The sequence below is a fragment of the Phyllobacterium sp. 1468 genome, assembly GCF_031455525.1.
Classification (GTDB): domain Bacteria; phylum Pseudomonadota; class Alphaproteobacteria; order Rhizobiales; family Rhizobiaceae; genus Phyllobacterium.
Map to the genome: position 1 here is coordinate 753404 of NZ_JAVDSX010000001.1, position 26281 is coordinate 779684.

Consider the following 26281-nt stretch of genomic DNA (forward strand, 5'->3'; position numbering starts at 1 on the left):
CGTTTCATCGCGCGGCCGCAGTTCTGTTGACGGGAAGTGCGGCTTTCAACTCCTCGAAGCTGGCGATGTGACCTTGGGCGCCCTCGGCGGTGGTGGTGAGGCTTCCGCCGATCGCTGCGTAGCAGGCAGCCTGTTCCAATGAGGCACCATGCAGCCAGAAGGCCAGAAAGATTCCGGCAAAGCTGTCGCCCGCACCTGTGGCATCTATCCGGTCGACGAGCAGGGCCGGAACTTCGATCTGCGGACCACCGCTTTTTGGGAAGACAACCGCTCCGAACTCGCCAAGGGTCACCACGACATCGCCGCGTCTTTTGATTTTGAAGAGGGTGTCGTGAGCCTGCCCGATCATCGTCGCCAGCGGCGTGCGATAACCGAAAATTTCACGCAGGGTGACATCGTTGATAAATGTCAGATCGACAAGCTGGACAAGTTCAGTGAACGCAGTTGGCGTTCTGGAAGTGTCCGGCAAGCCCGCGGAATGCATGCTTACTTTCCAACCCGCACGATGAAAGCGTTCAACCGAGCCAATCATGCTTTCATACTGGGAGCCCTCAATATGGAGGCAGGCCGGACGAGCCTCTCTATGCACGTCCATGTTTGCTGTGAGATCACCTTCACTCAGCTCGAAGGGTTCGCTGATGATGGTTCGGCTGCCATTGCGTTCGATAATGACAATCGCCTGCGACAGGCGATTGGTGACCGAACGTTTGATGGGAAGGGCGTGCACGCCACGCTTTAGAAGTTCGCCAAGCGCCCAGTCACTTTCCGGGTCATCCCCGACAGCTGTCGCCAATTCCACGTCAAGTGAACAGGGGGCGCCGACGCCGGCGGCGGCAACAGCCACGTTCGCGGCAGGGCCTCCCAGCGCCTTGTCAATATGTTCGGCGGTTATACGGTCGTCACGATGAGGTAGGACATTTACACGGCAGAGAAAGTCTACGCTGATGTGGCCGACAACCAGTAACCGGGGCAATCCGTCCAGGTCCTTGGACTTGCGCCGCCCATGGCCGGGCAAGGCCCGCGCGATTGCACTTGGCCTGTAGGTCAGATCGGAAATGGCCTTTTCGATGCGCTCACGTGTCGTGTCTTTGACGGTAGCCGTACCGTTGATGTAATTCGACACCGTGCCGATGGAAACACCAGCGGTTTGTGCGACATCTGCTATGGTTGGACGCTTGCGTTGCACCGTTTTCGACCCAATTGAAGCGCTTCAACGCTAACAACTGCCGGAAAGACCATCAACAGAATATTATTCCAATTGCATAGGATTTGGCGATCATATGCTCGCAAAAAATATAGAAATGAAGAATTAAATTCTGGTTTGAAGCTGTTTTTGAAATATTTTCAAAAGCGGGAATTGAAAGGCAATTTGGAGCCGAAGGGATACCCAGTGAACTCTCAACGAGACGAGGGGCCCCAAGTTTGCAGGGTCTCTCACAAAAATTTCTAAGAGCACGGCTATTCGCCTATTCGGGACCGCGATAGACGGTAAAACGCCTAATCTTGCGTATGAGAGAACAGACATTGGACGAAGGTAGCGAAAGAGCTAGCCCGTTCGGGCTATAGAACTTTGCGTTCCGTCACGATTATGCAATCACGCTAAAGACGGGGATTGAACGCTTTCCGTCTTCCAACGCCTCTAAGCTATACGGGAATATCGAAGTGCATGACATCCTCACGGCTGCCCATCTTTGTGTAAAGGGCCACCGCCGGGTCATCTCCGTAGTCTGCCTGAACATAGATTACCCAGGCACCGCGGTCACGGGCGATCTTGCGAAGCTGCTCAATCAGAGATGTTGCTATGCCCCGGCGGCGATGCGGTTCGTCAACAGCCAGGTCATAAATATAGATCTCCCGGCGCTGGCGCTCAAATTTCTGAAGCTCATAGGCCACCAAGCCGCCAACCACCTGGTCATCTTCCACGCAGATCAGAGCAATGACGTGATCCATCGACAGCAGATTTGCAATGTAGCCAGCGGTGGGTGGTTCACCTGTGTAGGTATCCGGATCACCAAAAGCCCGGGCGAACACGTCGTTCATCTTCCGAAAGGCGATTTCGTCGTTTGGTCCTAGCCTTCGGATATTCATTGACTGCATGATTGTGCCCTTTTCGCGCTTATTAAGGGAGAGATCATTGCTCCGCTAAGTCAGTGTCTGAGAAGCCAAGAAGTCTAGCAGGGTGATTTCTGATCCCGTGCGGAGGCGTGCGCCATTGCAAATTATTGGACTTTGGATACTCGCTGGTCAAACCCAGCCCGAGCAGCAGCTCGTGGCAGATGGGGGTTTATGATCCAAATCCGAGCGGAGCGCGGGCTTAGACGTTGATATCAGCGAGTTCGGAAACACATTCCTTCAAAGGCGCGGTTAACTCCCAAACGCGTTTGAATTTGTCGACCGTCAGACTGGCGGCGCCACCCAACGCCAGGGGCGTAGCGCGCTGCAAGACGACATACCCAAACCCCGCCTTTTGCTCTTGGCTCAAACCGAAGCTGTTGCCGGTGTTTGTCTCTTCCCATCGAAGCCGCAGAATTTCCACGCCGTCCCTGAATTCGGTTGTCCAAACGATTGCGATATTCCCGATCGACGAAGCCAGAACGCCATATTTTGCGGAGTTCGTTCCCAACTCATGAATGGCCATTCCAATATGCAATACGGCGTGAGCAGAAAGTCTGAGTTCAGGGCCGGATACCGCAACAAGCTCATCGTGTCGGAAAGGTTTCAGCTGGTCGTGTATCACCGTCGCGAGGTCGCCGCCGTTCCACTCTGCTGCCACCAGGATATCATGCGAACTTGCCAATGACGTTATTCGTTCGCCTATCTGTTCTTGGAATTCCTCAACATTCTGGGTTCTCTTTGCGGTCTCCCGAATAATCGATAAAATCACAGCATACTGGTTTTTTACGCGATGATTGACCTCGCGCAATAACAGTCGAATACGGCGCTCGTTGTCTCTTGCCGCGGAGATGTCCCGAGCGATCTTGGATGCTCCGACAATGTTACCTCGATCGTCCCTTATTGGTGAAACTGTGAGCGATACTGGTATAAATGAACCATCCTTTCGCAGACGGATAGTTTCGAAAGGTTCCACGACTTCACCAGCGCGAACGCGAGCAATTATGTTGTCCTCTTCGGTCTGATGACTTTCGGGAATCAATTTCCTAATGTTCTGACCGATGATCTCCTCGGCCGTGTATCCAAAAAACCCTTCGGCAGCACGATTCCAGCTTACTATCGTGCCATTCAAGTCCTTGCTTATGATGGCGTCAAATGAGCTGTCGACTATCGCAGCCAACCGAGCAGCTGTCAGTTGGAGATCTTCGCCTGGAATCATGGACACTGATTTATGTACCCTGTGGAGATATCTAAAACGGCACCGTTAAAGACCAATTTCTTCCGACCGGCAAGCCATTCATGGCGAAAATTGTGTGGGCCAGGAACACTGCAATTGGAGAGGAAAGGGTCAAAACAAACGAGGGTGTTTCCAGCAGCAATCTACGCGTTCTTCCGTTGCTAGTCGGGATCTGTTCCCATCACCAATCCTTCGATATCATGCTTTTGGATCACCGGAACCAACTCGTCCACCACACGGCAAACCAAATGGCTTTTGACTGAATCGGGCAAACCGTCAAAATAGCTTTGTGTCACCATCAGGTCGTGAAGCTCCGCGTGTCCCGCGCCAGGGGCGTCCACCCCGAGCACCATGACTGGCCGCGCAATGGGTGACCCATGTTCCGTACCTCTATGTACGGTCAGCGCTGAACGACAGGAGATATCGCCAAGTTGGGGAAACTTGCGAACCGCCTTGCTTTGAAACTCTGGCCAGATTTCCTTGGCGGGAAACATTTCATGCTTCCATTCGCGACCATCGACGTACTGAGTTCCAGGCGCAACTTCAAATGGCCCCATATCCTCAGTGACATCGACACCTGTTAAGTTGAAGGCCAAGGACGTAATGCGTCGATCCAGGTAGGTTTCTGCCGGCGAGGGGAAGTCCCGATGCCAAGGCTGGAATTTCGCACCTTGGAAGGGAACGTCAAAACCAATCTCCACGATCTGGTAGTCTTTTCCAAGCGCATTCTCACACATGGCTACTACCCAAGGATGTGTGACGAGGTCAACGAACCCTCCAAATTGCTCCGGGTGTATTTCCACATACCACCGCCGGGGACCGCGCCCTACCGCTCCGCCAGGTCGCTGAATCGCAGACCAAAACGCCGTCATCATATCTTCGCGCATTGATTCAGCCCATGCGCGGGAAAAGACAGATTTCCTGCCGACAATTCCGTCGGTCTTTAGCGTCAATAGATCGCGATCAACTTCGTCATCGGTCACCTGATCCAAATTGCTCACAAAGCCTCCCAAGATTTATATTATTAGTATGATCGCTGATAATTATGAGTCAATGCGGAACTGACTTAAGCGAGTGGGCATGAATATCTGTTCGATTGTGGGATTGTGTATAGGCCGCAGCAGGCGATTTGCGTTGCCGCTGGACCAGTTGTACCGTGGGGCCGCCCTTTGAGACGGCCCCTATATCCTCAAGCAGTCATGAGGCCGCCGCCAGATTTTGTGTTTACAATCCAGGGCATCACGGAAACAGGATCTTCCAGTATTCCCGCCTTGCGCGCAAAGCCTTTGAACGCCGTATGAGCTACGCTTAACGGCTTGTGCCCATCGAATGCTTCGCAGCATGTGCGCCAAGCAGTCTCATGAATAAGGTCGCGATGTACCTCAGGCCATCCGTCCAGAAATTCTATGGCATCATCCAAGGTCGCAATCTCGCGAACGATCCTGGTTCCGTCCTTCACAAAGATTGGGCTTTCGAAAAAGTAGCTATTCATGAATTCCTCCAGAACTTGCTCAGGCTTTTTCCGATGATCTTACGCGGCGTCTCATGCAGCCGCCCTTGGCCCTGCGCAGGATTTCCGAGATTGTTTGAGGTGGAGAGTAATCTCGAACCATTTGGGCCTTGATTTGCTTTAGGAGCTCCGGTGGAGCTACTCGATTGACAGAGGTTTTTTGAATCGATCCTTCCATCTTTTGCCACTCCCTGAAGAATAACAAACTGCGCCCACGTGATCAGCGTGGGGTAGCATTTCGACTTGTTTGGATGGTCAAAATTATAATTTTGCGAAGCTGACGTTTCAAGACTTTTTGCGAAATTTTTCAACATCATGCGGAGTGGAGAAGCGGTCGTCTCGTCGGGCTCGTAACGCACTGATCGTCGGTTCGATCGATCTGCCGCTACCAATTTCCAGCTGACACTCCGCTCTGGGGAGACGCCACGAAGTATCCGATGGTTCGAGCCAAGGCGGCCATCGCTACGCATCGTCTCCCAAATCCCGGACGGAGTTTTTACTTGCGCCCCTCCTTCATCTCATCGAACATCTTTTTGATATCAGCCATCTGATCGTCCGCCAGTTTGTCGGCGGCACCGGCCAAGAATTTGGCGACATCCAAGTCGACGCTTTTCAAGAACCGCATGCCGGGCGCCCTGATCGAGTTATCGCTACAGCTGACGTTTATCAAAGCAACCGCTCCATAAGCCGGGCCAATTGATCCGACATATGACGTAGTAGCGGCATCTGCATCGGCTTGCCTGCTAGCCATATCGAGGTTCATCTTTCCAATTCTGCTGGAATAGCGTGCCGATCCGAGAAGCTGAATTGCCCTATCAAGTGCAAACTTCGCACCCTTGTAGTCCTTGACAGCGCCGGCGAGCTTGTTCTGCGCATCGCTGCACCTAGTCTGATTGGTCGGCACAACGGGATCAGTCTGTTCGGCGTATGACAGCGACGTCGCAACAACTAAAACCATCGACATGGCGGCAATGCGCAGTGTCCTCATTTGACTTCCCTCAAGCGCGCAAGAGGCAAGATATCATCATTTCCTTTCAACGGCACCGTTGAGAAGGTAGTCTCGTCGAGGCTGTACGGGTCCTCAGCATATTTATTGGTCGCTGGATTCACGTTCCTGGTTCGAAGCCAGCCTTATTGCCCGAGTCTCAAGCTTTGCCCCCGTAACAGCATCGATTCCGATCGGTTCAATCTCCACGCCTGCTTCCGCACCGACGTACCGGGCGAGTTCGCCGCCGCAGTGACGGTGCGCCCATGCTCCAATCATCATGAGTACACGCGGCGATTGTGGTGACGAAATTGGTACGGCAATGCGTTGGGTGACCTAAACCTCATAGTCGGAGGCTCGTTGCGGGGGATCGAGACAATTAGCGCAAAGACTAGAATCGGGAACGTGATCCAAAGAAGATCGTAAGCGGCCGCTGACATCATCTGTCTCCCTCTGTTGATCACTGCGGAACCCTTGCCTCAAAGGATGGTTCCTTGGTCAAGGAGGTCACATGACTAAAACTACTCGCAGGCCATCAGAAAGCGATGCAAAAGGGCAATTCGCGAAGACGCAACATGGGGACGACAACGATGGAGTTTCCGGTGCAAATCCCCGCGTCTTATCCGGCAAAGCCAGCGGGAGTGCTGCCGCGTAATCGTCCGCTGACAGGTTCTCAACATTCAGCCCGTCGTTCCCATTGAACCGAATGAAAATTGGAACCTCATTTGTCGTACGATACTGCCGGTCGTGGGAACAGGCCGATTGGTCAGTGCCTGTAAATTTCCAGGTATCCAAGTTGGCAAAGTTCGCGACCAGCCGGTCAGTTTTACAGGAGGAGCTCGCTACTGGGCGTCGGCACCAGAGGGTGGACCGGAAGGCTGGGGTTTTCGCCTTGCCGTCACGCTGCTCTTTCCAAAATGACCCCTTACTTCACAAGTTTTATGTAAGGGGCAAGGCTTGGGCCCGACACGGCGGCCCATGTCCGCATCCGTCCTTCGGGACGGTACGACGCCTTTTCGCGTTTATGCACTTTACAACCGGATTGAGCACTGCTTCTCTCACCAGTTGTTGGAGAGTGTGACGCTCTTCGACACGGGGTCCGGCGTCGTCATGGTTACCGCGCCGTCGGACCTCACTTGATTAACATAACAAAGAAGTCTTCCATTGCCTACAGTCCACCGCAATCCTGATTGCCAGTCAGATTTTATGGCGAAACCATCGCTGCTTTTCGATGACGGGAAGACCGGTTTGCAAATTCGACAGTTCCACGCGAATCGCCTTAGTCGGCGTCGGCTTTATGTCGACCATAGTAACCATTCCTGTTGGTAGCGCTTCTCGAACCCGAAAGATCCCACGCCCTGCCCTTGCCGACCCTGATTTATTTGCAGGCTTTACACGCACCTGGATGATGAACGAGTTATACAGGCACCCTTGAGGAAGGGGTTTACGCCCTTGTCAGGAACCTGGCCTTTTTCGAGCTCGTGCCATCAACGTCCAACCAAAATCATTTGCCTCCATGAATCGTTGAAACCGATCACCTATCAGCTTATTCAAAACCCTATTGAAGGTCCGGGAACTCAGAATGCGCATTGGTCCTCGGGTCGCTTTGAGCGTCACGGACGAGACATCCATAACGATGAAATTTTTCTCCAAGAGAGCCACCAGCTCCTTTCGATTTACCCATTTTCGGATATGCCCCGGTTTGGGTGGAGGAAGGCGATTGTATTTCCGCAACACGGGTTCATTCTGCGTTGCCAACATAAGCGTTCCGTTAGGGCGTAGATGCTTTGCAAGCTTGGCCACAAATGCAGGTTGATCCTCAACGTGAGAGAGGACCTCAAGCGAAACGACGACGTCGAACTGTTCGGTGCCGAAATCGAGCGACATGAAATCTCCCGATACCAGTTTGACGGAGGGCATGCGCTTTTGCGCTCTTGCCAATACTTCATTTGAGAGATCGGTCCCCGTAACTTGACCGTAATCGGCCAACTCTTCGCAAAACCAGCATGACCCGCATCCAACTTCGAGTATGTCGAGATCACGCCGGCCCATCGAGCCCAGCCAGGTTAAAACGACCTTGGCCTGCCTGTATGACACTTCATCAAGTTGCTGTTCGCGAGTCGATGAATTCCATTCATTCCAGAACTGTTGCTGCAATGGGACTGGGTCTGCCATGTTGATCCCCGGTTCAAGGTTTCCCTGGGAACAACGTAACGACTTCCAGCTGACTGGCTACGTGACTTAACTAGTGAGATTAGCCAAATCTAATTACAGCGCGTTGCTGCTGTTTATCGGCCTTTTAGTCAGATGAGATGAGGATTCGGTCTAATCATCTAACCTGGCGAGCCAGGCTCTTCGAGATATTGCTCGAGCTCCGGCGGCTGCCCATGTCGCGTGGATTCGCCGCGTGTCACAGAAAGTCATTGAATATCAATGTAGCCAGTTGCAACACGATGCAACATGAAATCGAGCCGTCGTAGGCTGCTACTCGAAATTATATGTTGATTTATTGGCAAATTGAGTGGCTGGGGAACCTGGATTCGAACCAGGACTAACGGAGTCAGAGTCCGTGGGTCTACCGTTAACCTATTCCCCAAAAAAGCTGGCAGCATTGGCCGGTGCGGGTCGTCATATAGTTGAATTCCACCGATATGCAAACCCCCGATCTCAAGTTTTTTGGCGATGCCTATTCCTATCTCAACAATGACCTCGCGGTTGGCGAGAGCCGCGCGATGATCGGCGGTGCTGTCAGATAGGTTGCAAGCCGCTGTTGCACTGCGTGCCATGCCGGATTGTCACCGAGCAAATCACTGTATGCCGATTGGCTATCGACCGAATCAAAACGGGAGAAAACCACGACGACATTCTCACCGAGGCGCACGGGCAAGCGGGTGAAGGTGTTCGGGCTGTGTTCGGAAGAAAAGGTTGCAATATTATGGTTGCCCGAGGCGCGCAGAAGGGGTGACAAGACATCGTCGTAGAAGGCCATGAAGTCCTCGGCCGGCCTATTCAATTTATACGTCGCGGCCTCTATGATGGCAGGTGAACAATCTTCTGAACCATGGCGAGGACGTTCACCTCGAAGGGAAAAACCCGCGTCACGGCTGACGGGACGAAGCAGAAGAACATCGTCCGAGTCGATCATGGTATCGTTGGCCGCGTTGCGATGTGCGGCCCAGACAGGACCGTCATAGAAGGCGGTCAGCGCCTGATGACGATCCTGCATGTCATCAAAACCGCGCAACCAGACGAACGCGTCGGGATCATCGACATCGCGGAACTGGCCTATGATCTTCATTCCGCATGACTCCTGACTTTCCAGAAAATGGGCTTCGAAGAGTGAAATCAAATCGTCACGCCGTCCCGGATTCAACCTATAGCGGCGTAGTTCCACGATTGGACTGTGGAGTTCACTGTCGAGTTTTTGCGCAAGTTCGGCCGCAGCCATGACACGTTCCCCTAAAACAAACCGGTTGTCCTGTTTTGATAAAACCGGTTGTCCTGTTTTGTCAATTTGTTATTTTAGGTTTTGAAAGGCGCATCATGACGCAAGACACCATTGAACGGCCCAGGCGCATCAACAATCCGCAGGCGATGCGTACACGCATTCTCGACGTTGCTGCCGATCTCTTCCAGCGAAACGGTTACAACGCAACCAGCGTCCATGATGTGGTGCGTGGTGCAGCGACGACGGGTGGCGCGCTGCATCATCATTTCGCGACGAAAAAGACCCTCGGTCTTGCCGTTATCGCTGAACGCGTAGCGAAGGAAGTCGACGAGACTGCAATCCAGCCCATCATGACCGCCCCCTCCGCCGCGGCAGGCATTCGGACGGTTTTCAATGGCGTGGCCGACACGTTGGAGCGCAACCGCGCGGTATCTGGCTGCCCGTTGAACAATCTGGCGCTAGAACTATCGCTGGCGGATACCGATTTTCGTGAAGCCGTCAATGCCGTCTTCGACCGCTGGCGTTCTGCCCTCTCGCTCAGATTGCGAGCCGACAGGCCGGATCTGGATGCATCGCGGGCCCATGATCTCGCAACACTGGTGGTCGCGAGTTATTCCGGTGCCATGGCAATGGCCAAGGCGAGCCAGAGCGCCGAGCCGCTGCGAGCATGCGCCAAACAGCTGGAAACCCTCCTGGGTTGATGAAAGTTTTTCGATTTTAGTGCTTTTCGGCTGGATTGGCGGCGGAAAATAGCCCAAAGCAATCGAAAAAAACATCTCGATCCAGGAAACGGCCCATGACCACCGCTCCGGCGCGCTTTTCCAGCGCGTCCATATCCTCGGCAGCACGCAGCGGCGTCCTGCTCATGCTCCTCGGTATGTTGATGTTCTCGCTCAACGATGTCATGGGCAAATGGCTGGTATCGACCTATTCCGTCGGCCAGGTGGTTTTTATCCGCAGCATCGCAGCACTCATCGTGCTTGCACCATTTCTTTGGCTCAACGGACCGGCAAAGATCGTGCAGGTCGATCGACCCTGGCTGCAGGTGGCTCGCGTTTTTCTTTCGACAGCTGAAGTCTTCGCCTTCTATTTCGCCGTTGTTTATCTGCCGCTCGCCGATGTCATGACCTACTGGCTGGCAGCACCGATCTACGTGGCGGCCGTCTCCCCTTTCGTGTTGAAGGAACCGGTAGGTTGGAGACGCTGGATCGCCATCATCGTTGGCTTTGTCGGCGTGGTGATTGCACTCGAGCCCTCGTCGCAAGCGCTGACCCCGCAGGCGATCATATCCATACTTGGCAGCATGTTCTTTGCATTCATGCTGCTGCTTGGACGCTCGCTACGAGGCACCCCCGATACAACGCTGGTCTTCTGGCAGATCGTCGGCGCCGGACTTGCAGGCCTGGTCGCTGTCAGCTTCGAGTGGACGCCGGTCAGCCTGCGCGACCTCGTTCTGCTGGCATTGCTCGGGGTTGTAGCGATGCTTGCGCATGTGCTGGTCAACCGGGCGCTGAAGGTTGCGGATGCTGCGACCGTCGCGCCCCTGCAATACACGATGCTTTTCTGGGCGATCGTCTTTGGCTGGCTGGTATTCGAAGATGTGCCGCGCATATCGATGCTCGTCGGCTCAGGCTTCATCATCGCGTCGGGACTGTTCATCTTCTTCCGGGAACAGCAGTTGAAGCGCCAAGGCAGGATCAAGGCGCCGGCCGAGACCGTTGTCACGGGGTCCGGTGAAGCGCCTTGATATTGGGTCAGGCGTTCACGCCTGTGTTTTCCAAGGATCTGCCCAATGCATCCAGGAGTTGTTCCATGCCTTGCCTGCGCACGGATGGTTCGTCGAAATCATCGAGATAGGCGCCTTGTTCGGTGAGAATCAGCCTCGTACCCGTCCCTTCGGGGCGAAGCTCAATCGTCGCCAGTGACACCGAGATGCGTTTATCGTCGAGGTGCATGTCATAGGTGTATATGATGCGCTCATCCGGCACGATGTCCTGGTAGACAGCTACGAAGGTGTGCACCGGCCCGCCCTTCGGCCCGCCGCTGCTGACCTCCCGCCCGCCAACACGGAAATCCAATTCATATTTGCCCTGGCCCCATTCATCGGGGCCGCCAAACCATTTGGTTTTTGCCTGCTTGTCGCTAAGCGCAAAGTATACGCGCGCGGGAGAGGCCGAATAGCTGCGTTCGATGACGAAGGTGTCGTGTGTCACGGATCTTTTGGTCATTGATCTATCCTTTTTCCTGTTCAGCGAGAAAATCACCCAGTCTGTCGAGGCGATGTTCCCAGGTCTTGCGCCGCTCGAGCATCCACTCTTCCGCTGTTTGCAGAGCCGCCCATTGGATATGGCAAGTGCGAACGCGCCCGATCTTTTCCGAGCGGATAAGTCCGCTTGCCTCCAGCACCTGTAGATGCTGGACCACGGCAGGCAGCGACATGGCAAACGGCTTGGCGAGTTCGCTGACCGAAGCGGGTCCGCGGCTCAGCCGTTCAACCATCATGCGGCGCGAGGGATCCGCCAGCGCCTGGAACATGAGATCGAGTGGGGCTTGTTGGTTAAGCATATACTTAAGTATTGCGTTCCAGGAAAATTGTCAATGCAATTTTGGGTCTAGACGCTTTCGTAACCGCGGCGCTGGAGCGCCGCCTCAAAATGATTAATCGCCTTTTCAAACTTGTCCCGGCAGCCGGTGTTGCAGAATCCAACGACTGCGCCGTTGTAAAGGGTCAAGCTATCCGCCTTAATCGGATCGCCGGACCAAGGGCAGGTGGTGTTGATCGCATCGCCGATCTTGAGTTCAGACATGCTATTTTCTCCTCTGAGTTCAGACAGGCTGAACGTCGATATGGGTGAGCACGGAATTGGCAATGAAACATTGCTCGTGCGCTTCGTGGTGCAGGTGTTGCTCAAGCTCCCCATCGGGCGCGGCACCCGCATAGGTTACATGCGGTTTCAGCGTGACGCGGCTGACATAGAGCCTTCCCCCATCGTTTTTTGCGAGTTCGCCTTCCGCGGCATCGCGGTATTCGTCAATAACAAATCCCTTCCTGGCGGCGCCGCTGAGAAAAAACAGCATGTGGCAGCTCGACAGTGACGCGACGAAAGCCTCTTCCGGATCGACATTTTCCGCCGTGGAGTAGGGCAGGCGGACAATGTGAGGCGAAGACGAAGCCGGCACCTCGGCACCGCCGTCAAACAGCCAGACATGCGCCCGGCTATATTTGTTGTCTGTAAAAGCAGCGCCTTCCGGCCGCGTCCATAGAACAGTTGCACCGAATGTAGTCATGGTTGGGGTTTCCCGAATACGATTTTGTTTGAGTCAAGCTTGTCAAAACGTGCTGGAATTGTCGATAAGGGATGACACGGGAACAACCGGCGAGGACATCATGGATCTGGGTATCAAAGGCAAGCGCGCCATCGTCTGCGCAAGTTCAAAGGGGCTTGGCCGCGGCGTTGCGGAAAAACTGGCCGAGGCTGGCGTCGATCTGACGCTGAATGCGCGCACCGAGGCGACGTTGCGCGCCACGGCCAATGAGATTGCGGACAAGTATGGCGTCAAGGTTCAGATCGTTGCCGAGGATGTGACGACGGAGACCGGGCGCAACGCACTGCTGAAGGCGGAACCGCAACCGGATATCCTCGTCAACAATGCTGGTGGTCCGCCAGCGGGCAACTGGTCCGAGTGGGGCGAAGAGGAATGGCTGAAGGCGATCAACAACAATATGCTGACGCCGATCCTTCTCATGAACGCAATCTTGCCCGGCATGATCGAGCGGAAATGGGGGCGCGTGCTCAATATCACGTCGGGCTCGGTGAAATCTCCGATCTCTTCGCTGGGGCTTTCCAACGCTGCACGCAACGGCCTGACCGGTTTCGTTGCCGGCACGGCGCGGCAAGTGGCCAAGCATGGTGTGATCATCAACAATATTCTTCCCGGATCGCATGATACGGATCGGACCAAGGGCTTTCTGGAACGTACGGCGGAAGCCAAAGGTATTTCCATCGAGGAGGCGCGCGCCGCAGCCTATGCGGAAAACCCCACGGGGCGATACGGAACAGCAGAGGAATTTGGTGCGGCGGCGGCTTTTCTATGCAGCCAATATTCCGGTTTTATCGTCGGCCAGAACCTGTTGCTCGACGGTGGTGCCTACAATTCGACGCAGGGATAGAGCAACGCATTTCACTCCGCAATAAACCGATAGCCCACACCGGCTTCGGTGCGGATGAATTGCGGATTGTTGGCATCGTCTTCGATCTTGGCCCGTAGCTGGCCAACGAAGACGCGCAAATATTGCAAGTCGTGCACATGTGCAGCACCCCAGACCGAGGCGAGGAGTTGCCGGTGCGTGACCACCATGCCCGCATGTAACACCAGGTGCACGAGAAGTTGGTATTCCTTGCGGGTTAGGTGCATTTCCTCGCCGTTGCGGGTGACAACGCGCTTGACCATGTCAACGACGAGGCCATTCGCTTCGAACCGTGAGGGAACACTTGTTCCGGCTGCGTACTGGCGTAGCGCTGTGCGTATACGCGCCAGCAGCTCACCAATGCCGAAGGGCTTCTCGACATAATCATTGGCGCCAAGGTCGAGGGAAGCGATCTTTTCGGCCTCGCGGTCACGAGCCGACAAAACGATGATCGGCACTTCAGAAAACGCACGTACCGTCTCGATCACTTCCTTGCCGTCCTTGTCGGGGAGGCCAAGGTCGAGGATGATCAGATCCGGCGCACTGGTCGCAGCCAACCGCTCCGCTTCGGCACCGGTCGCGGCTAGGATGACTTCGTAACCCGATGCAGTGAGCGCGGGGTTCAGAAAACGCTGGATCTGGGGCTCGTCGTCGACGACCAGGATACGACGCTGATTCATGGCGTCGCCTCGTCGCCAGAATTGGCGACAGGAAGCCGGACGATGAACCGCGTTCCGCGCTTGCGAATGGCGGGACTTTCCGCCTTGATCGTACCGCCCATGGACTCAATAAAACCGCGAGAGATGGAAAGGCCCAGCCCTGTCCCCGGAGCGCGGCCGTCGCCTTTGACGCGCCGGTAGAACTTGTCGAAAATCTTGTCGAGATCCTTGGGCGGGATGCCCCTTCCTTGATCTGTAATGCTGATTGCAACTTCCGGACCGTCTTGCTTTGCATAGACGGCGATCGGACCATCCCCTGCATATTTCGTTGCATTGTCCAAAAGGTTGAAGAGGGTCTGGCCCAGCAAAGAAGCATCGCCGCTCACCATGGGCAAATCCGAAGCGATGCTGGTGTCGATAGCAATGCCGGGTTTGAGCTTTTTGGTGCGCTCGATGGATGACAGGATGATTTCGGCCGCGTCGACGGGAAGATTGTTGGCCTTGAGGGTACCAGCTTCAATCCGCGTCATATCGAACAGGTTGGCGACGAAACGGTTCAATCGTCCGGCTTCTTCCTCGATGGAAACCAACAGGTCGTCACGTGTGTCGGCTTTGATGCGGCTGCCCAACTGCCGCAACGTCGTAACAGCGCCGGTAATCGAGGCAAGCGGTGTTTTCAGATCGTGGGAAAGCGATGAGAACAGTGCCGTGTGCAGCTTATCGCTCTCCTGCAATGCGGCCGTTTTAGCATTTTCCCGTACGAGCTGTGCGCGATCGATGGCGATGGCAGTCTGATCGAGAATCGCGGTGAGCATTCGGTCGTCGTTCTCACTCAAAGCTGCGCGATCCCGCGTGGACAGGCCCAGTACGCCAGCCACGCCGTTCGAAGTGAGAATCGGCAGAAACTGCCATCCGATCTGCGGCAGCGTTGCCGTATCGGATCCGGCGCGCTCGTTCTTTTCGTAGGCCCAGCGCACCGCCGTCATATCCGTGCCATCCAGTGTCTGGTCCGGCGGCCACGCGGTCTGCAGTGAGAGCTCGCCGTCATAAGGCATCAGGATGACAACGCCGGTTCCAAAGGTCGAATGCAGATGCGAGGCGGTGGAAATCAAAACATCGTCGAGCCGCGCCGTACCCGAGAGCTTGCGCGAAAATTCATATAGCGCCTGCGTATTTTTGGCCTGGTTGCGCGATCGAGCGACCTGGTCGCGCAGGCGACCGGCAAGATCCCCGATCATCAAGGCAACGCCGAGAAAGATGATCAGCGAAAAGAGTTGATGCGGTTTTGCGATGCTCAGATCATGCAGCGGTTCAAGGAAGAAGAAGTTGTAGAAAACGAAGGCAAGACCGGCCGCGACCATCGCCGAAAGCCGCCCGCAAATCATTGCCGAAAGGATAACGGCGACAAGAAACAGCATCGACAGATTTTGAGCGTGAACGATATCGCTGGCGGCGAGACCAAGGAGCGTCGTCACACCGGTCGCTACAATGGGGAGCGCAATTGCCTTGGCAAGTTCGAGCCGGGTACGTTTGCGCATCGACGGCGGCACGTAAGGAGTGCCCTGTTCTTCACCAGTGACGATATGCACGCCAATATCGGTGAAACGCTTGATGATCTCGTCGGGCAGCGAACGCCGGAAAGGATTGGCGAACCGCGCTGACTTCGGGCGACCCACAACGATCTGGGTGACGTTCTCGCGCCGGGCGATGCGGAAAATTTCTTCGACGAAATCCTGTGCGATCACCCGGCGCGTTTCCGCACCGAGCCGTTCGGCCAGGTTCAAAAGCTTGTCGAGGCGTTGGCTGGTATCGCTACCAGCGTCGTTGGTCTGTGTCAGCGAGACCACCAGCCAGCGGGCATTCAATCCAGATGCAAGGCGGCTGGCCGTCCGAACGACCTTTTCCGAAAGGCTGTCGGGACCAACGCAGACGAGCAGCCGTTCGCCTGTCGCCCACGGCCCCTCGATAGCGTTCTGCCGCAACAGATCGATCATCTGGTCGTCGACGCGATCCGCTGCGCGCCTGAGCGCCAGTTCGCGGAGCGCCGTCAGATTAGCCGGTTTGAAGAAACCCTCTGCCGCGCGCTCGGCATTTCCGGGCAGATAGACCCTGCCTTCCTTCAGGCGTGCGATCAGTTCCGCCGGCGGCAGGTCGACAAGCAAGACATCGTCGGCTCGCTTCAGGACAATATCCGGCACAATCTCCCGAACAGTCACACCGGTAATGCTGGCGACGACATCGGACAGGCTTTCCAGGTGCTGGACATTCATTGCCGTCCAGACATCGATGCCCTGCCAAAGCAGTTCCTCGATATCCTGATAGCGTTTCGGATGCCTGCTGCCCGGTACATTGGTATGGGCAAGCTCGTCGACAACGAGAATCTTCGGCCTGCGGGCAATCGCTGCGTCGATATCGAACTCTTCGAGTACCTTGCCGCGATAGTTGATCTGTTTGCGCGAAATGCCTTCCAGCCCATCGAGCAGTTCGGCCGTCTCGACGCGGCCATGAGTCTCTGCAAGGCCGATGACGATGTCCGCGCCATCCTCCTTCAGGCGGCGCGCTCGAAGCAGCATCGCATATGTCTTGCCCACGCCGGGGGCGGCGCCCAGAAATACAGTCAGTTTGCCGCGCGTTTCGCGAGCGGCAAGTTGCAATAATTTATCCGGATCTGGTCGATTTTTTTGACCTTGATCGGCCATACACGCCTCAAATTATTCGTTCAGTGCTTGGAGCAGGTGAACGTTTAGCCCAGCTTGACTGCAAATGCCAAGGCCGGGCGCGCCTTCATAACGATTCTGTGCTCGCTGAGCTAATTTCGCGGCTTGATTCCACCCAGGATAATGCTCAGCACTGCTTGGGCTGTTTGTTCCTTAAAGCCTGGACGACCGACCTGGCTGCCCATGATTGCGCGGACTTGCACGTCGAAATCGGCATAGTGCTGTGTCGTTGCCCAGATCATGAAGATGAGGTGATAGGGATCGACGGGCGCGAGCTTGCCTTCACCGACCCAACGACGGATCACACCCGCCTTCTCATCGACCAATGGCTTCAGATACTTGGTGAGAAAATCGCTGATTGCTGGCGCGCCATGCAGGATCTCGTTGGCAAACAAGCGCGATGCTTCCGGATGGGTCTCGGACATGTTGATCTTTAGAGTGATGTATTTGCGCAATTGCTCGATCGGATCGCCCTCCGCATCGATCTCGGCCAGCGGAGCCAACCATTCAGTCAACGTCTCCTCAAGCAGCGTCACGTAGATATTCTGCTTGCGCGGAAAATAGTAGAGCAGGTTCGGCTTCGACATGCCGGCTCGCTCGGCGATCTGGTCGATGGTTGTGCCGCGGAAGCCATATGTCGAGAAGACGTCCAGAGCCGCGTCGAGGATGAGTCGGCGATTGATCTCCTGAATCCGCGTCGTCTTTTCCGGCGCGTCCTTCAGTTTTTTGCTCTCCGCCCTCGCCATGCCTAGCGTCCCTTTGTTATTTGCCCGGACGGGCCTTTTCGTCGCATCCTGGAACTGCTCTAGAGACTTATAAAGCGCTTGACCGTCTTCCTATGCTCTTCTAGCCTGCATTTTGACCAAGTAGTCAAGTTTTTGATTGTGCTGCAAGTTCAATCATTCGGGAACACAAAACAAGCGGTAACATCCGCTCTTTGGAGGCTTCACAATGTCTAAAGCGGCATACGGGACCAATAACCTTGACGCGTTCTGGATGCCCTTTACGGCAAACCGACAGTTCAAGGAAAATCCTCGTCTTCTAGTCAGCGCCAAGGACATGCACTATAAATCCCATGACGGCCGCGAGGTACTCGACGGCACTGCTGGCCTGTGGTGCTGCAATGCCGGTCATGGCCGGCCCAGAATAGTTGAGGCTGTGCAGAAGCAGGTCGCCGAGCTTGACTATGCTCCGGCGTTTCAGATGGGCCATCCCAAGGCATTTGAGCTTGCCGCCCGTCTCGCTGCGATGCTGCCATCGCCGCTCGATCATGTGTTCTTCACCAATTCCGGCTCGGAGTCGGTCGATACGGCGCTAAAGATTGCGCTGGCATACCATCGCGCCAAGGGAAATGGCACCAAGGTCAAGCTCATCGGCCGCGAGCGCGGTTATCATGGTGTCGGCTTCGGCGGCATTTCAGTTGGTGGCATTTCCGGCAACCGCAAGGCGTTTGGCAATGCCCTCGGCGGCATCGATCATATCCGCCACACGCACGATTTGGCGCGCAATGCCTATACGCGGGGCGAACCGGAATATGGCGCCGAGTTTGCCGATGACCTGGAAAAGGTGGTTGCGCTGCACGACGCTTCCAACATTGCGGCGGTTATCGTTGAGCCAGTCGCCGGGTCGACCGGTGTCCTCATCCCGCCGAAGGGCTATTTGAAGCGCCTGCGCGAGATTTGCACCAAGCACGATATCCTGTTGATTTTCGATGAAGTCATCACCGGATTTGGCCGTCTCGGTACGCCGTTTGCGGTCGATTATTTTGGGGTCGTTCCAGATCTTGTCACCACGGCAAAAGGCATCACCAGCGGCGTCATCCCGATGGGCGCGGTATTCGCATCGAAGCAGATCTACGAAACCTTCATGACCGGCGCGGAAAACATGATCGAGCTTTTCCATGGCTACACCTATTCCGGTCATCCCGTCGCCTGTGCGGCGGCGCTGGCAACACTCGACACTTATGAAGAAGAAGGCCTCCTGACGCGCGCCTCCGAGATTTCAAGTTACTGGGAGGATGCGCTGCATGCACTGAAGGGCCTGCCGCATGTCATCGATATCCGGAACCTCGGACTGATCGGCGCCATCGAGCTTGAGCCAATCGAAGGTGCTCCGACCAAGCGGGCGTTCCAGGCGTTCCTAAAGGCTTATGAAAAGGGTGTGCTGATCCGCACCACAGGCGATATCATCGCGCTTTCCCCGCCGCTGATCATCAGCAAGGGGCAAATCGAGCACCTCTTCGACACACTGGCCGACGTTCTGAAAAATCTGGACTGAGGGCTCTAGGCATGGCGCTCACAGGAAATCTCAGGATCAACGGCGACCGTCTCTGGGACAGCCTGATGGAGATGGCCAAGATCGGGCCGGGCTTGCGCGGTGGAAATAACCGCCAGACCTTGACGGATGAAGACGGCGAGGGCCGCCGCCTGTTCCAGTCCTGGTGCGAGAAGGCGGGCCTTTCCATGGGCGTCGACACCATGGGCAACATGTTCTTTACCCGCGAAGGGACCGATCCCGATGCATTGCCGGTTTATGTCGGCAGTCACCTCGATACCCAGCCGACGGGAGGAAAGTATGACGGCGTGCTTGGTGTGCTCGGCGGGCTTGAACTGATCCGCACGCTCAACGATCTCAATATCAAGACCAAGCATCCGATAGTCGTCGTCAACTGGACCAATGAGGAGGGCACGCGCTTTGCTCCGGCCATGCTGGCTTCGGGTGTCTTCGCGGGCATTCACGATCAGGAGTGGGCGTACGATCGCGAAGACGCCAAGGGCAAGAAGTTCGGTGACGAGCTTGAGCGCATCGGCTGGAAGGGCGATGAAAAGGTCGGCGCGCGCAAGATGCATGCCCTCTTCGAACTGCATATCGAGCAAGGCCCGATTCTGGAGGCCGAGGGCAAGGATATCGGCGTTGTTACGCACGGTCAGGGATTGTGGTGGCTGCAGGTTACGTTGACTGGCAAGGAAAGCCACACCGGCTCGACCCCGATGCCGATGCGCAAGAATGCCGGGCTTGGTATGGCGCGTATCACCGAACTCGTCCACACTGTCGCTATGGCGCATCAGCCGAGTGCAGTGGGTGCAATCGGCCATGTTGACGTCTATCCGAACTCGCGCAATGTCATCCCCGGACGGGTCGTATTTACGGTCGATATACGCTCTCCGGATCTTTCGACGCTGACCGCCATGAAGCAGGAGATCGAGGACAAGGCGCCGAAAATTGCCGAAGAACTCGGTCTGGAGATACTGATCGAAGAGGCAGGACATTTCGATCCGGTGACCTTCGATGAAGGTTGCGTGACCGCAGTGCGCAATGCTGCAGAGCGGCTTGGTTACAGCCACCGCAACATTGTCTCCGGAGCGGGCCACGATGCGTGCTGGATCAATCGTATCGCTCCCACGTCGATGGTGATGTGTCCCTGTGTGGATGGCCTCAGCCACAACGAGGACGAAGATATTTCAAAGGAATGGGCTGCTGCCGGCACCGATGTCCTGTTGCATGCGGTTCTGGAGAAGGCGGAGATCCAAGCCTGACCGATAGACAATAGACAGCGGCATGTTCGAAAAAGACCAAAAAGGGGAACGGACACATGGCTACGAAAGTGATCAAGGGCGGTACGATCATCGCCGCCGACCGCACGTACAAAGCGGATGTGCTGATCGACGGTGAGATCATCGCCGCCATTGGCGCGGATCTTTCCGGCGACGAGATTATCGATGCCGCCGGTTGCTATCTGATGCCGGGCGGTATCGATCCGCATACCCATCTCGAAATGCCCTTCATGGGAACGTACTCCACCGACGATTTCGATACAGGCACATCCGCGGCGCTGGCGGGCGGAACGACGATGGTGGTCGATTTCGTCCTTCCGGGGTCAGATGGTCTACTGGCCGCCTTGCAAGACTGGTTCCAGAAAGCGGGCAAGGCACGCACTGACTATTCTTTCCACATGGCCATAACCAGCTGGAACAAACAGGTTTTCGACGAGATGCCGAAAGTGGTCGAGCGCGGCATCAACACCTTCAAGCACTTCATGGCCTACAAGGGTGCGCTGATGGTGGACGATGACGAGATGTTCGCCTCGTTCCTGCGCTGTGGCGAGATCGGTGCCATGCCGCTCGTCCATGCCGAGAATGGCGACGTGGTTGCCCACCTGCAGCAGAAGCTGCTCGCAGAAGGCAACAACGGGCCAGAGGCGCACGCCTATTCACGCCCGCCGGAGGTCGAAGGCGAGGCCGCCAACCGTGCGATTATGATCGCTGATCAAGCGGGAGTGCCGCTCTACATCGTTCATGTGTCGTGCGAGCAATCGCATGAAGCCATCCGCCGTGCGAGAGCCAAGGGGATGCGTGTCTACGGCGAGCCTCTGATTCAGCATCTTGTTCTGGACGAGAACGAATACAAACACGAAGACTGGGATTATGCCGCGCGCCGCGTCATGTCGCCGCCGTTCCGGGACAGGATCAACCAGAACGGTCTGTGGTCTGGCTTGGCTTCGGGCAGCCTGCAGGTCGTCGCGACGGACCACTGCGCTTTCACGACCGAGCAGAAGCGCTTCGGGGTCGGCGATTTTACCAAGATTCCAAACGGAACCGGCGGGCTCGAAGACCGCATGCCCGTGCTGTGGACGAAAGGCGTCCTTACCGGACGGCTGACGCCGAATGAGTTTGTTGCTGTTACATCGACGAATATTGCCCAGATACTCAACATCTATCCCCGCAAGGGCGCGATCCTCCCGGGCTCCGATGCGGACATTGTCATCTGGGATCCCAAAGCAAAAAAGGTCATCTCGGCAAAGACGCAAAAATCAGCGATCGATTATAATGTCTTCGAAGGCATTGAAGTTACCGGCCTCCCGCGCATGACACTCTCGCGCGGAAACCTCGCCTATAAGGACGGCGAAGTATTAGCCCCTACGGGCAGCGGTCGTTTCATTGAACGCGAAGCCAACCCATCTCAAAACCGCGCACTTTCCACTTGGAAGGAATTGACGGCTCCGCGTAAAGTGGAGCGCGATCCGAAAAACATTCCCGCAGGTGTATAGGCTTATGTCCGTCGTCACGCTCCGACCCAAGGCGAAAACAATGCCACAAGCGGCCAAAAACGTGATCGACGTCAAAGACCTGTCACTGGTCTTCGAGACCAATGACGGGCCGGTCAACGCCTTGTCGAATATCAATCTTTCAGTGGATGGGGGTGAATTCGTTTCATTCATCGGCCCGTCTGGCTGTGGCAAGACCACGCTGCTGCGCGTGATCGCCGATCTCGAGCAGCCGACGTCCGGCTCGATCTCTGTCAACGGCATGACACCATCGGAGGCACGGCAGAAGCGCGCATACGGCTATGTATTCCAGGCGGCGGCGCTCTACCCGTGGCGGACGATCGCCGGCAATATTTCCTTGCCGCTTGAAGTCATGGGCATTCCCAAGGCGGGGCGGAAGGACCGTATCGCCAGGAATCTGGAACTGGTCAATCTTTCGGGTTTTGAGAAGAAGTTTCCATGGCAATTGTCCGGCGGCATGCAGCAGCGTGCCTCCATCGCCCGCGCGCTCTCCTTTGATCCCCACCTTCTTCTGATGGATGAGCCCTTTGGTGCGCTGGATGAGATTGTCCGCGATCACCTCAACGAGGAGCTGCTGAAGCTTTGGGCGAAGACGCAGAAGACCGTGGTCTTCGTTACACACTCCATTCCCGAGGCTGTATTCCTGTCCACGAGGATCGTTGTAATGAGCCCGCGTCCCGGACGCATTCACGAGATCATCGACTGCAATCTCGGCTCGGAACGTACGCTGGATATTCGTGAATCGCCAGAGTTCCTCGAAATCGCCCACCGCGTGCGCGAAGGTCTACGTCACGGCCATTCCTACGACCAGGCGCATCTATGACGCTACAGCGAGGCACATGATGATCATTCGTGCCGCCAGACTGCGCGACATGTCCGAGTGTGCGGAAATCGTAAACGCGTGGATCGATGCGACGAAATGGATGCCGCGGGTTCACCCGAAGGAAGATGTCGCAGAGTTTTATCGCGACACGGTGTTCTCTCGGTTCCAGGTCTTTGTGGCCGAAAATGATAATCACGTGGCTGGAATGGTCGCGCTGGCGCCGGACAACACCGTCAGTGCCCTCTATGTGCGCGCGAGCGAACGTCGCACAGGCGTCGGTAAAGCGCTCCTCGATCACGCGAAGAAAGAGGCCGGCGGCCCGGTCGAACTATGGACATTCGTGGCAAACCGCGATGCGCAGGCCTTCTATCAGCGCGAGGGGTTCAAGGAAATACGCCGCACCGAGGGCGATAACGAGGAGCATCTCCCCGACATCCTCTATCGTTGGCAGCCGGCCGGTTCGGAGACGACGCCATGAACTTCGTCCGCAACAGCGTTATACCTGTGGGCACCGTCCTGATCGGCATTCTTGCACTATGGTACGTATTCACCGTCATTCTCAATGCGCCTTTCGAACGCGATCAGGCTGCGCGGGCGAATACGGCGATTTCGACTAGCCAGCTCATTGCGAACACCATGGCGCAGGAACGTCCGGTCCTGCCAGCGCCGCATCAGGTGGCGGCGGAAATCCGCAAGACCGTCTTCGACATCAGCCCTACATCCAAGCGCAGCCTCGTTTATCATGGCTGGGTGACGCTTTCATCGACGCTGCTTGGCTTTGGCCTCGGAACACTACTCGGGATCCTTCTGGCCATCGCCATTGTCCATTCGCGCACGCTCGACAAAAGCCTGATGCCGTGGATCATCACGTCACAAACCGTACCGATCCTCGCAATCGCCCCGATGATCATCGTTGTGCTCAACGCAGTAAACATTACCGGACTACTGCCCAAGGCAATGATTTCGACCTACCTGTCGTTCTTTCCGGTTGCCGTCGGCATGGTGAAAGGCCTGCGCTCGCCCGAAATCATGTATCTCGATCTGATGCGCACCTATAATGCTTCAAAGGCGCAGGTGTTCTGGAAGCTGCGGTGGCCAGCCTCGATGCCATATCTGTTCACGTCGATGAAGATCGCTGTCGCCATTAGTCTCGTCGGCGCCATTGTCGGGGAATTGCCGACTGGCGCAGTGGCCGGCATTGGCGCGCGGCTGCTTGCCGGGTCCTACTATGGCCAGACCGTTCAGATCTGGGCGGCGCTGATTGCGGCAGCGCTGATGGCGGCGGTCCTCGTTAGCCTGATCGGTCTGATCGCTGCATTCGTCAACCGGCGTATGGGAGCGCGGGCATGAAGCGTTCGCCGCTGGCAATCGTCGCTTTCCTGCTCGCAGCGGCGTCATTGGTGCTGCCGACAGGCGCCGACGGGCCGGGAATCTTCTTCTTCGCAACCCCCGCCTTGTTGTTCGCGGCGTCTGCCTTGGCGCTCTTCGCTTCTGCATCGAACAGTTCTCTGATCGCGCTGCTGATACTGGTTCACCTGGCGGCAATCTTCCTGATCGGCTTGCTTGGCGCCTTTGCGATGGCAGCTCCCGCGATTGGCTATTGGTGTATGGTGGTCGCTGCGTGGTTGCTTGCCTGGCTCGCCGTACAAAGGCTGGCTGCACTGCGGCCCAAATCCTTGACGGCCCAACGAATGGTCAACCTTGCGTTGCCGGTTTTGTTCGGCGCCTGGTTACTGATACTCTGGGAGATCGTCGTTCGCGGCTTTGGCGTACCGCCAATCCTGCTGCCATCGCCTTCCATGATTGCAGCACGGATTGCCGGATCGGTGCCAACGCTCTGGGCAGACTTCCAGCAAACCTTCCTGAAGGCTGCGATCGCGGGCTATGTGATCGGCTGCGGATCGGGCTTTCTCGCGGCTATTGTCGTCGATCGCGTTCCCTTCCTGCGCAAGGGCCTGTTGCCGGTTGGCAACCTCGTTGCGGCACTTCCCGTCGTCGGTATCGCGCCGATCATGGTCATGTGGTTTGGCTCTTACTGGGAATCGAAAGCGGCGGTGGTCGTCATCATGACGTTTTTCCCGATGCTGGTTAACACCGTCGCAGGTCTTGCCGCATCCGGCGCGATGGAACGCGATCTCATGCGTACCTATGGTTCAAGCTACGCGCAGACCCTGTTCAAGCTGCGACTGCCGGCGGCCATGCCGTTCATCTTCAATGCCCTGAAGATCAATTCGACGCTGGCGTTGATCGGTGCGATTGTCGCGGAATTCTTCGGCTCGCCGATTGTCGGCATGGGCTTTCGCATCTCGGCCGAGGTGGGGCGCATGAATGTCGATATGGTATGGGCGGAAATATTTGTTGCAGCACTCGCGGGGTCGCTATCCTATGGGCTGATAACGCTCATCGAAAGGGCCGTTACCTTCTGGCATCCTTCCTATCGAACCTAAAAACAAGAACAGAGGAGAACTAAACATGAAAAACAAAATCGCATTTTCGCTGGGGTTGGTCGCCATGAGCTTGATGAGTGGTTCGGCGCTTGCAGCCGATAAACTCGTACTCCAGCTGAAATGGGTCACCCAGGGCCAGTTTGCCGGTTACTACGTGGCAAAGGACAAGGGCTTCTACGAGGAAGCCGGGCTGGATGTGGAAATCAAGCCGGGCGGTCCCGATGTTGCTCCGCCCCAGGTGATTGCAGGCGGTGGCGCCGATGTTGTGGTCGACTGGATGCCTTCGGCGCTGGCGACACGCGAAAAGGGCTTGCCGCTCGTCAACATCGCTCAACCGTTCAAGCGCTCGGGCATGATGCTGACCTGCCGCAAGGAGACCGGCATAACCAAGCCGGAAGACTTCAAAGGCAAGACGCTCGGCGTGTGGTTCGGCGGCAATGAATATCCATTCCTGTCGTGGATGAACCACCTTGGCCTCAAGACCGATGGTGGACCAGATGGCGTGACGGTTCTGAAGCAGGGCTTCAATGTCGATCCGCTGATCCAGAAACAGGCCGATTGCATATCCACCATGACCTACAATGAATATTGGCAGGTGATCGACGCGGGGATACCGGCCGATCAGCTCGTGACGTTCAAGTATGAGGACGAGAAGGTGGCGACGCTGGAGGATGGGCTCTACGTCCTGCAGAAGAGCCTGGACGATCCGAAGATGGTCGAAAAGCTCGCGAAGTTCGTCAAGGCTTCGATGAAGGGCTGGGACTATACGCGTGCCAATCCGGATGAGGCCGCTACCATCGTGCTCGACAATGACGCCAGTGGTGCCCAGACGGAAAAGCATCAGAAACGCATGGTCGCCGAAATCAACAAGCTGACGGAAGGTTCCGACGGCGTCCTGGACGTAGCGGCAGCTAACCGCACGGTCGAGACATTGCTCGGCGGCGGTTCTGATCCGGTCATCACCAAAAAGCCCGAAGGTGCCTGGACGACGAAAATCACGGACGCCGCGAAGTAGATCGGTACTTCTTGACCCTCCCCCTGGGGGGAGGGACGGACCGCAGGTCCGGAGAAGGTCTGTTCCTTACGGTG

The 26281-nt window shown here is 56.1% G+C and carries 27 protein-coding genes, 1 tRNA gene and 2 pseudogenes; 13 read left to right on the plus strand and 17 right to left on the minus strand.

The genetic code is table 11. The features are described from left to right. Positions 1 to 4 precede the first annotated feature (4 nt). From J2X72_RS03670 to J2X72_RS03700, 7 genes and pseudogenes are all read right to left on the minus strand, one after another. Positions 5 to 1186 carry a PfkB family carbohydrate kinase gene (locus tag J2X72_RS03670; protein WP_310068519.1) on the minus strand — a complete coding sequence of 394 codons (1182 nt, stop codon included), beginning with the start codon at positions 1184 to 1186 and terminating at the stop codon, positions 5 to 7. Positions 1187 to 1644: 458 nt separating this feature from the next. After that, complete coding sequence (locus tag J2X72_RS03675) at positions 1645 to 2097, minus strand: AAC(3)-I family aminoglycoside N-acetyltransferase (protein ID WP_310068521.1); 453 nt, start codon at positions 2095 to 2097, stop codon at positions 1645 to 1647. Between the two features lie 217 nt (positions 2098 to 2314). Then, a complete protein-coding gene (locus J2X72_RS03680; RefSeq protein ID WP_310068524.1) occupies positions 2315 to 3331 on the minus strand; it encodes a PAS domain S-box protein in 1017 nt (338 codons plus the stop codon). A gap of 179 nt (positions 3332 to 3510) precedes the next feature. Next, a complete protein-coding gene (locus J2X72_RS03685; protein ID WP_310068528.1) occupies positions 3511 to 4350 on the minus strand; it encodes a phytanoyl-CoA dioxygenase family protein in 840 nt (279 codons plus the stop codon). Positions 4351 to 4538: 188 nt separating this feature from the next. Continuing rightward, positions 4539 to 4841, minus strand: coding sequence for a DUF982 domain-containing protein (locus tag J2X72_RS03690; RefSeq protein WP_209998617.1), 303 nt, complete (start codon positions 4839 to 4841; stop codon positions 4539 to 4541). Between the two features lie 514 nt (positions 4842 to 5355). Continuing rightward, positions 5356 to 5847, minus strand: a complete 492-nt coding sequence (locus J2X72_RS03695) for a hypothetical protein (RefSeq protein WP_310068533.1) — start codon at positions 5845 to 5847, stop codon at positions 5356 to 5358. A gap of 102 nt (positions 5848 to 5949) precedes the next feature. Further along, positions 5950 to 6132, minus strand: a pseudogene (locus J2X72_RS03700) (transcriptional regulator); the annotation flags it as partial. 460 nt (positions 6133 to 6592) lie between these two features. On the opposite strand from J2X72_RS03700, the pseudogene J2X72_RS03705 reads away from it, so the two are divergent. Continuing rightward, positions 6593 to 6765 (plus strand): annotated as a pseudogene (locus J2X72_RS03705) (transporter); the annotation flags it as partial. A gap of 57 nt (positions 6766 to 6822) precedes the next feature. Further along, the gene (locus J2X72_RS03710; protein WP_310068536.1) at positions 6823 to 6984 is read left to right on the plus strand and encodes a hypothetical protein; all 162 of its coding nucleotides are present in this window, start codon (positions 6823 to 6825) and stop codon (positions 6982 to 6984) included. A gap of 315 nt (positions 6985 to 7299) precedes the next feature. On the opposite strand, the gene J2X72_RS03715 is transcribed toward J2X72_RS03710, so the two are convergent. The 3 genes from J2X72_RS03715 to J2X72_RS03725 all read right to left on the minus strand — a co-directional run bounded on the left by J2X72_RS03715 (position 7300) and on the right by J2X72_RS03725 (position 9292). Then, positions 7300 to 8001, minus strand: coding sequence for a class I SAM-dependent methyltransferase (locus tag J2X72_RS03715; RefSeq protein WP_310068537.1), 702 nt, complete (start codon positions 7999 to 8001; stop codon positions 7300 to 7302). 365 nt (positions 8002 to 8366) lie between these two features. Further along, positions 8367 to 8440 (minus strand) — tRNA-Gln (locus J2X72_RS03720). Between the two features lie 96 nt (positions 8441 to 8536). Further along, positions 8537 to 9292 (minus strand): NIPSNAP family protein, encoded by a 756-nt coding sequence (locus J2X72_RS03725; RefSeq protein WP_310068540.1) that lies wholly within the window; start codon positions 9290 to 9292, stop codon positions 8537 to 8539. A 95-nt stretch (positions 9293 to 9387) separates the two neighbouring features. Between J2X72_RS03725 and J2X72_RS03730 the strand changes: the two genes are divergently transcribed. Both J2X72_RS03730 and J2X72_RS03735 read left to right on the plus strand, forming a co-directional pair. Next, positions 9388 to 9993, plus strand: a complete 606-nt coding sequence (locus tag J2X72_RS03730) for a TetR/AcrR family transcriptional regulator (RefSeq protein ID WP_310068544.1) — start codon at positions 9388 to 9390, stop codon at positions 9991 to 9993. A 95-nt stretch (positions 9994 to 10088) separates the two neighbouring features. Then, positions 10089 to 11039 (plus strand): DMT family transporter, encoded by a 951-nt coding sequence (locus J2X72_RS03735; RefSeq protein WP_209998610.1) that lies wholly within the window; start codon positions 10089 to 10091, stop codon positions 11037 to 11039. Positions 11040 to 11046: 7 nt separating this feature from the next. On the opposite strand, the gene J2X72_RS03740 is transcribed toward J2X72_RS03735, so the two are convergent. From J2X72_RS03740 to J2X72_RS03755, 4 genes are read right to left on the minus strand one after another with little or no spacing between them, the layout of a single operon-like run. Then, positions 11047 to 11520, minus strand: a complete 474-nt coding sequence (locus J2X72_RS03740) for an SRPBCC family protein (protein WP_310068550.1) — start codon at positions 11518 to 11520, stop codon at positions 11047 to 11049. A gap of 4 nt (positions 11521 to 11524) precedes the next feature. Beyond that, the gene (locus J2X72_RS03745; protein ID WP_310068553.1) at positions 11525 to 11857 is read right to left on the minus strand and encodes a metalloregulator ArsR/SmtB family transcription factor; all 333 of its coding nucleotides are present in this window, start codon (positions 11855 to 11857) and stop codon (positions 11525 to 11527) included. A 47-nt stretch (positions 11858 to 11904) separates the two neighbouring features. Continuing rightward, complete coding sequence (locus J2X72_RS03750; RefSeq protein WP_112529666.1) at positions 11905 to 12099, minus strand: glutathione S-transferase; 195 nt, start codon at positions 12097 to 12099, stop codon at positions 11905 to 11907. A gap of 19 nt (positions 12100 to 12118) precedes the next feature. Beyond that, positions 12119 to 12580 (minus strand): OsmC family protein, encoded by a 462-nt coding sequence (locus tag J2X72_RS03755; RefSeq protein WP_209998607.1) that lies wholly within the window; start codon positions 12578 to 12580, stop codon positions 12119 to 12121. A 100-nt stretch (positions 12581 to 12680) separates the two neighbouring features. On the opposite strand from J2X72_RS03755, the gene J2X72_RS03760 reads away from it, so the two are divergent. After that, on the plus strand, positions 12681 to 13463 hold the full coding sequence (locus J2X72_RS03760; RefSeq protein WP_310068558.1) for an SDR family oxidoreductase: 783 nt from the start codon (positions 12681 to 12683) through the stop codon (positions 13461 to 13463). Between the two features lie 11 nt (positions 13464 to 13474). On the opposite strand, the gene J2X72_RS03765 is transcribed toward J2X72_RS03760, so the two are convergent. From J2X72_RS03765 to rutR, 3 genes are all read right to left on the minus strand, one after another. Beyond that, the gene (locus J2X72_RS03765; RefSeq protein WP_310068559.1) at positions 13475 to 14161 is read right to left on the minus strand and encodes a response regulator; all 687 of its coding nucleotides are present in this window, start codon (positions 14159 to 14161) and stop codon (positions 13475 to 13477) included. Next, the gene (locus J2X72_RS03770; RefSeq protein WP_310068562.1) at positions 14158 to 16839 is read right to left on the minus strand and encodes a sensor histidine kinase KdpD; all 2682 of its coding nucleotides are present in this window, start codon (positions 16837 to 16839) and stop codon (positions 14158 to 14160) included. The genes J2X72_RS03765 and J2X72_RS03770 overlap by 4 nt, the downstream gene beginning before the upstream one ends. 110 nt (positions 16840 to 16949) lie before the next feature. Beyond that, on the minus strand, positions 16950 to 17603 hold the full coding sequence (gene rutR / locus J2X72_RS03775; protein WP_209998604.1) for an HTH-type transcriptional regulator RutR: 654 nt from the start codon (positions 17601 to 17603) through the stop codon (positions 16950 to 16952). A 205-nt stretch (positions 17604 to 17808) separates the two neighbouring features. Between rutR and J2X72_RS03780 the strand changes: the two genes are divergently transcribed. Genes J2X72_RS03780 through J2X72_RS03815 form a run of 8 tightly spaced genes read left to right on the plus strand, consistent with a single transcriptional unit; the run spans position 17809 to position 26207 of the window. Further along, complete coding sequence (locus tag J2X72_RS03780; protein WP_209998603.1) at positions 17809 to 19134, plus strand: aspartate aminotransferase family protein; 1326 nt, start codon at positions 17809 to 17811, stop codon at positions 19132 to 19134. 11 nt (positions 19135 to 19145) lie between these two features. After that, positions 19146 to 20393: a Zn-dependent hydrolase gene (locus tag J2X72_RS03785; protein ID WP_310068567.1), complete on the plus strand. Its 1248-nt coding sequence runs from the start codon at positions 19146 to 19148 to the stop codon at positions 20391 to 20393. A gap of 56 nt (positions 20394 to 20449) precedes the next feature. Next, positions 20450 to 21904, plus strand: coding sequence for a dihydropyrimidinase (hydA, locus tag J2X72_RS03790; protein WP_310068569.1), 1455 nt, complete (start codon positions 20450 to 20452; stop codon positions 21902 to 21904). A gap of 40 nt (positions 21905 to 21944) precedes the next feature. Further along, positions 21945 to 22745 (plus strand): ABC transporter ATP-binding protein, encoded by an 801-nt coding sequence (locus tag J2X72_RS03795; RefSeq protein WP_310068571.1) that lies wholly within the window; start codon positions 21945 to 21947, stop codon positions 22743 to 22745. A 16-nt stretch (positions 22746 to 22761) separates the two neighbouring features. After that, the gene (locus tag J2X72_RS03800) at positions 22762 to 23223 is read left to right on the plus strand and encodes a GNAT family N-acetyltransferase (protein ID WP_310068575.1); all 462 of its coding nucleotides are present in this window, start codon (positions 22762 to 22764) and stop codon (positions 23221 to 23223) included. Further along, complete coding sequence (locus tag J2X72_RS03805) at positions 23220 to 24095, plus strand: ABC transporter permease subunit (RefSeq protein ID WP_310068577.1); 876 nt, start codon at positions 23220 to 23222, stop codon at positions 24093 to 24095. The genes J2X72_RS03800 and J2X72_RS03805 overlap by 4 nt, the downstream gene beginning before the upstream one ends. Next, entirely contained in the window at positions 24092 to 25192 is a 1101-nt protein-coding gene (locus J2X72_RS03810) for an ABC transporter permease (protein ID WP_310068580.1), read from the plus strand. The genes J2X72_RS03805 and J2X72_RS03810 overlap by 4 nt, the downstream gene beginning before the upstream one ends. A 25-nt stretch (positions 25193 to 25217) precedes the next feature. Further along, on the plus strand, positions 25218 to 26207 hold the full coding sequence (locus J2X72_RS03815) for an ABC transporter substrate-binding protein (RefSeq protein WP_209998589.1): 990 nt from the start codon (positions 25218 to 25220) through the stop codon (positions 26205 to 26207). The last annotated feature ends 74 nt before the right edge of the window (positions 26208 to 26281 follow it).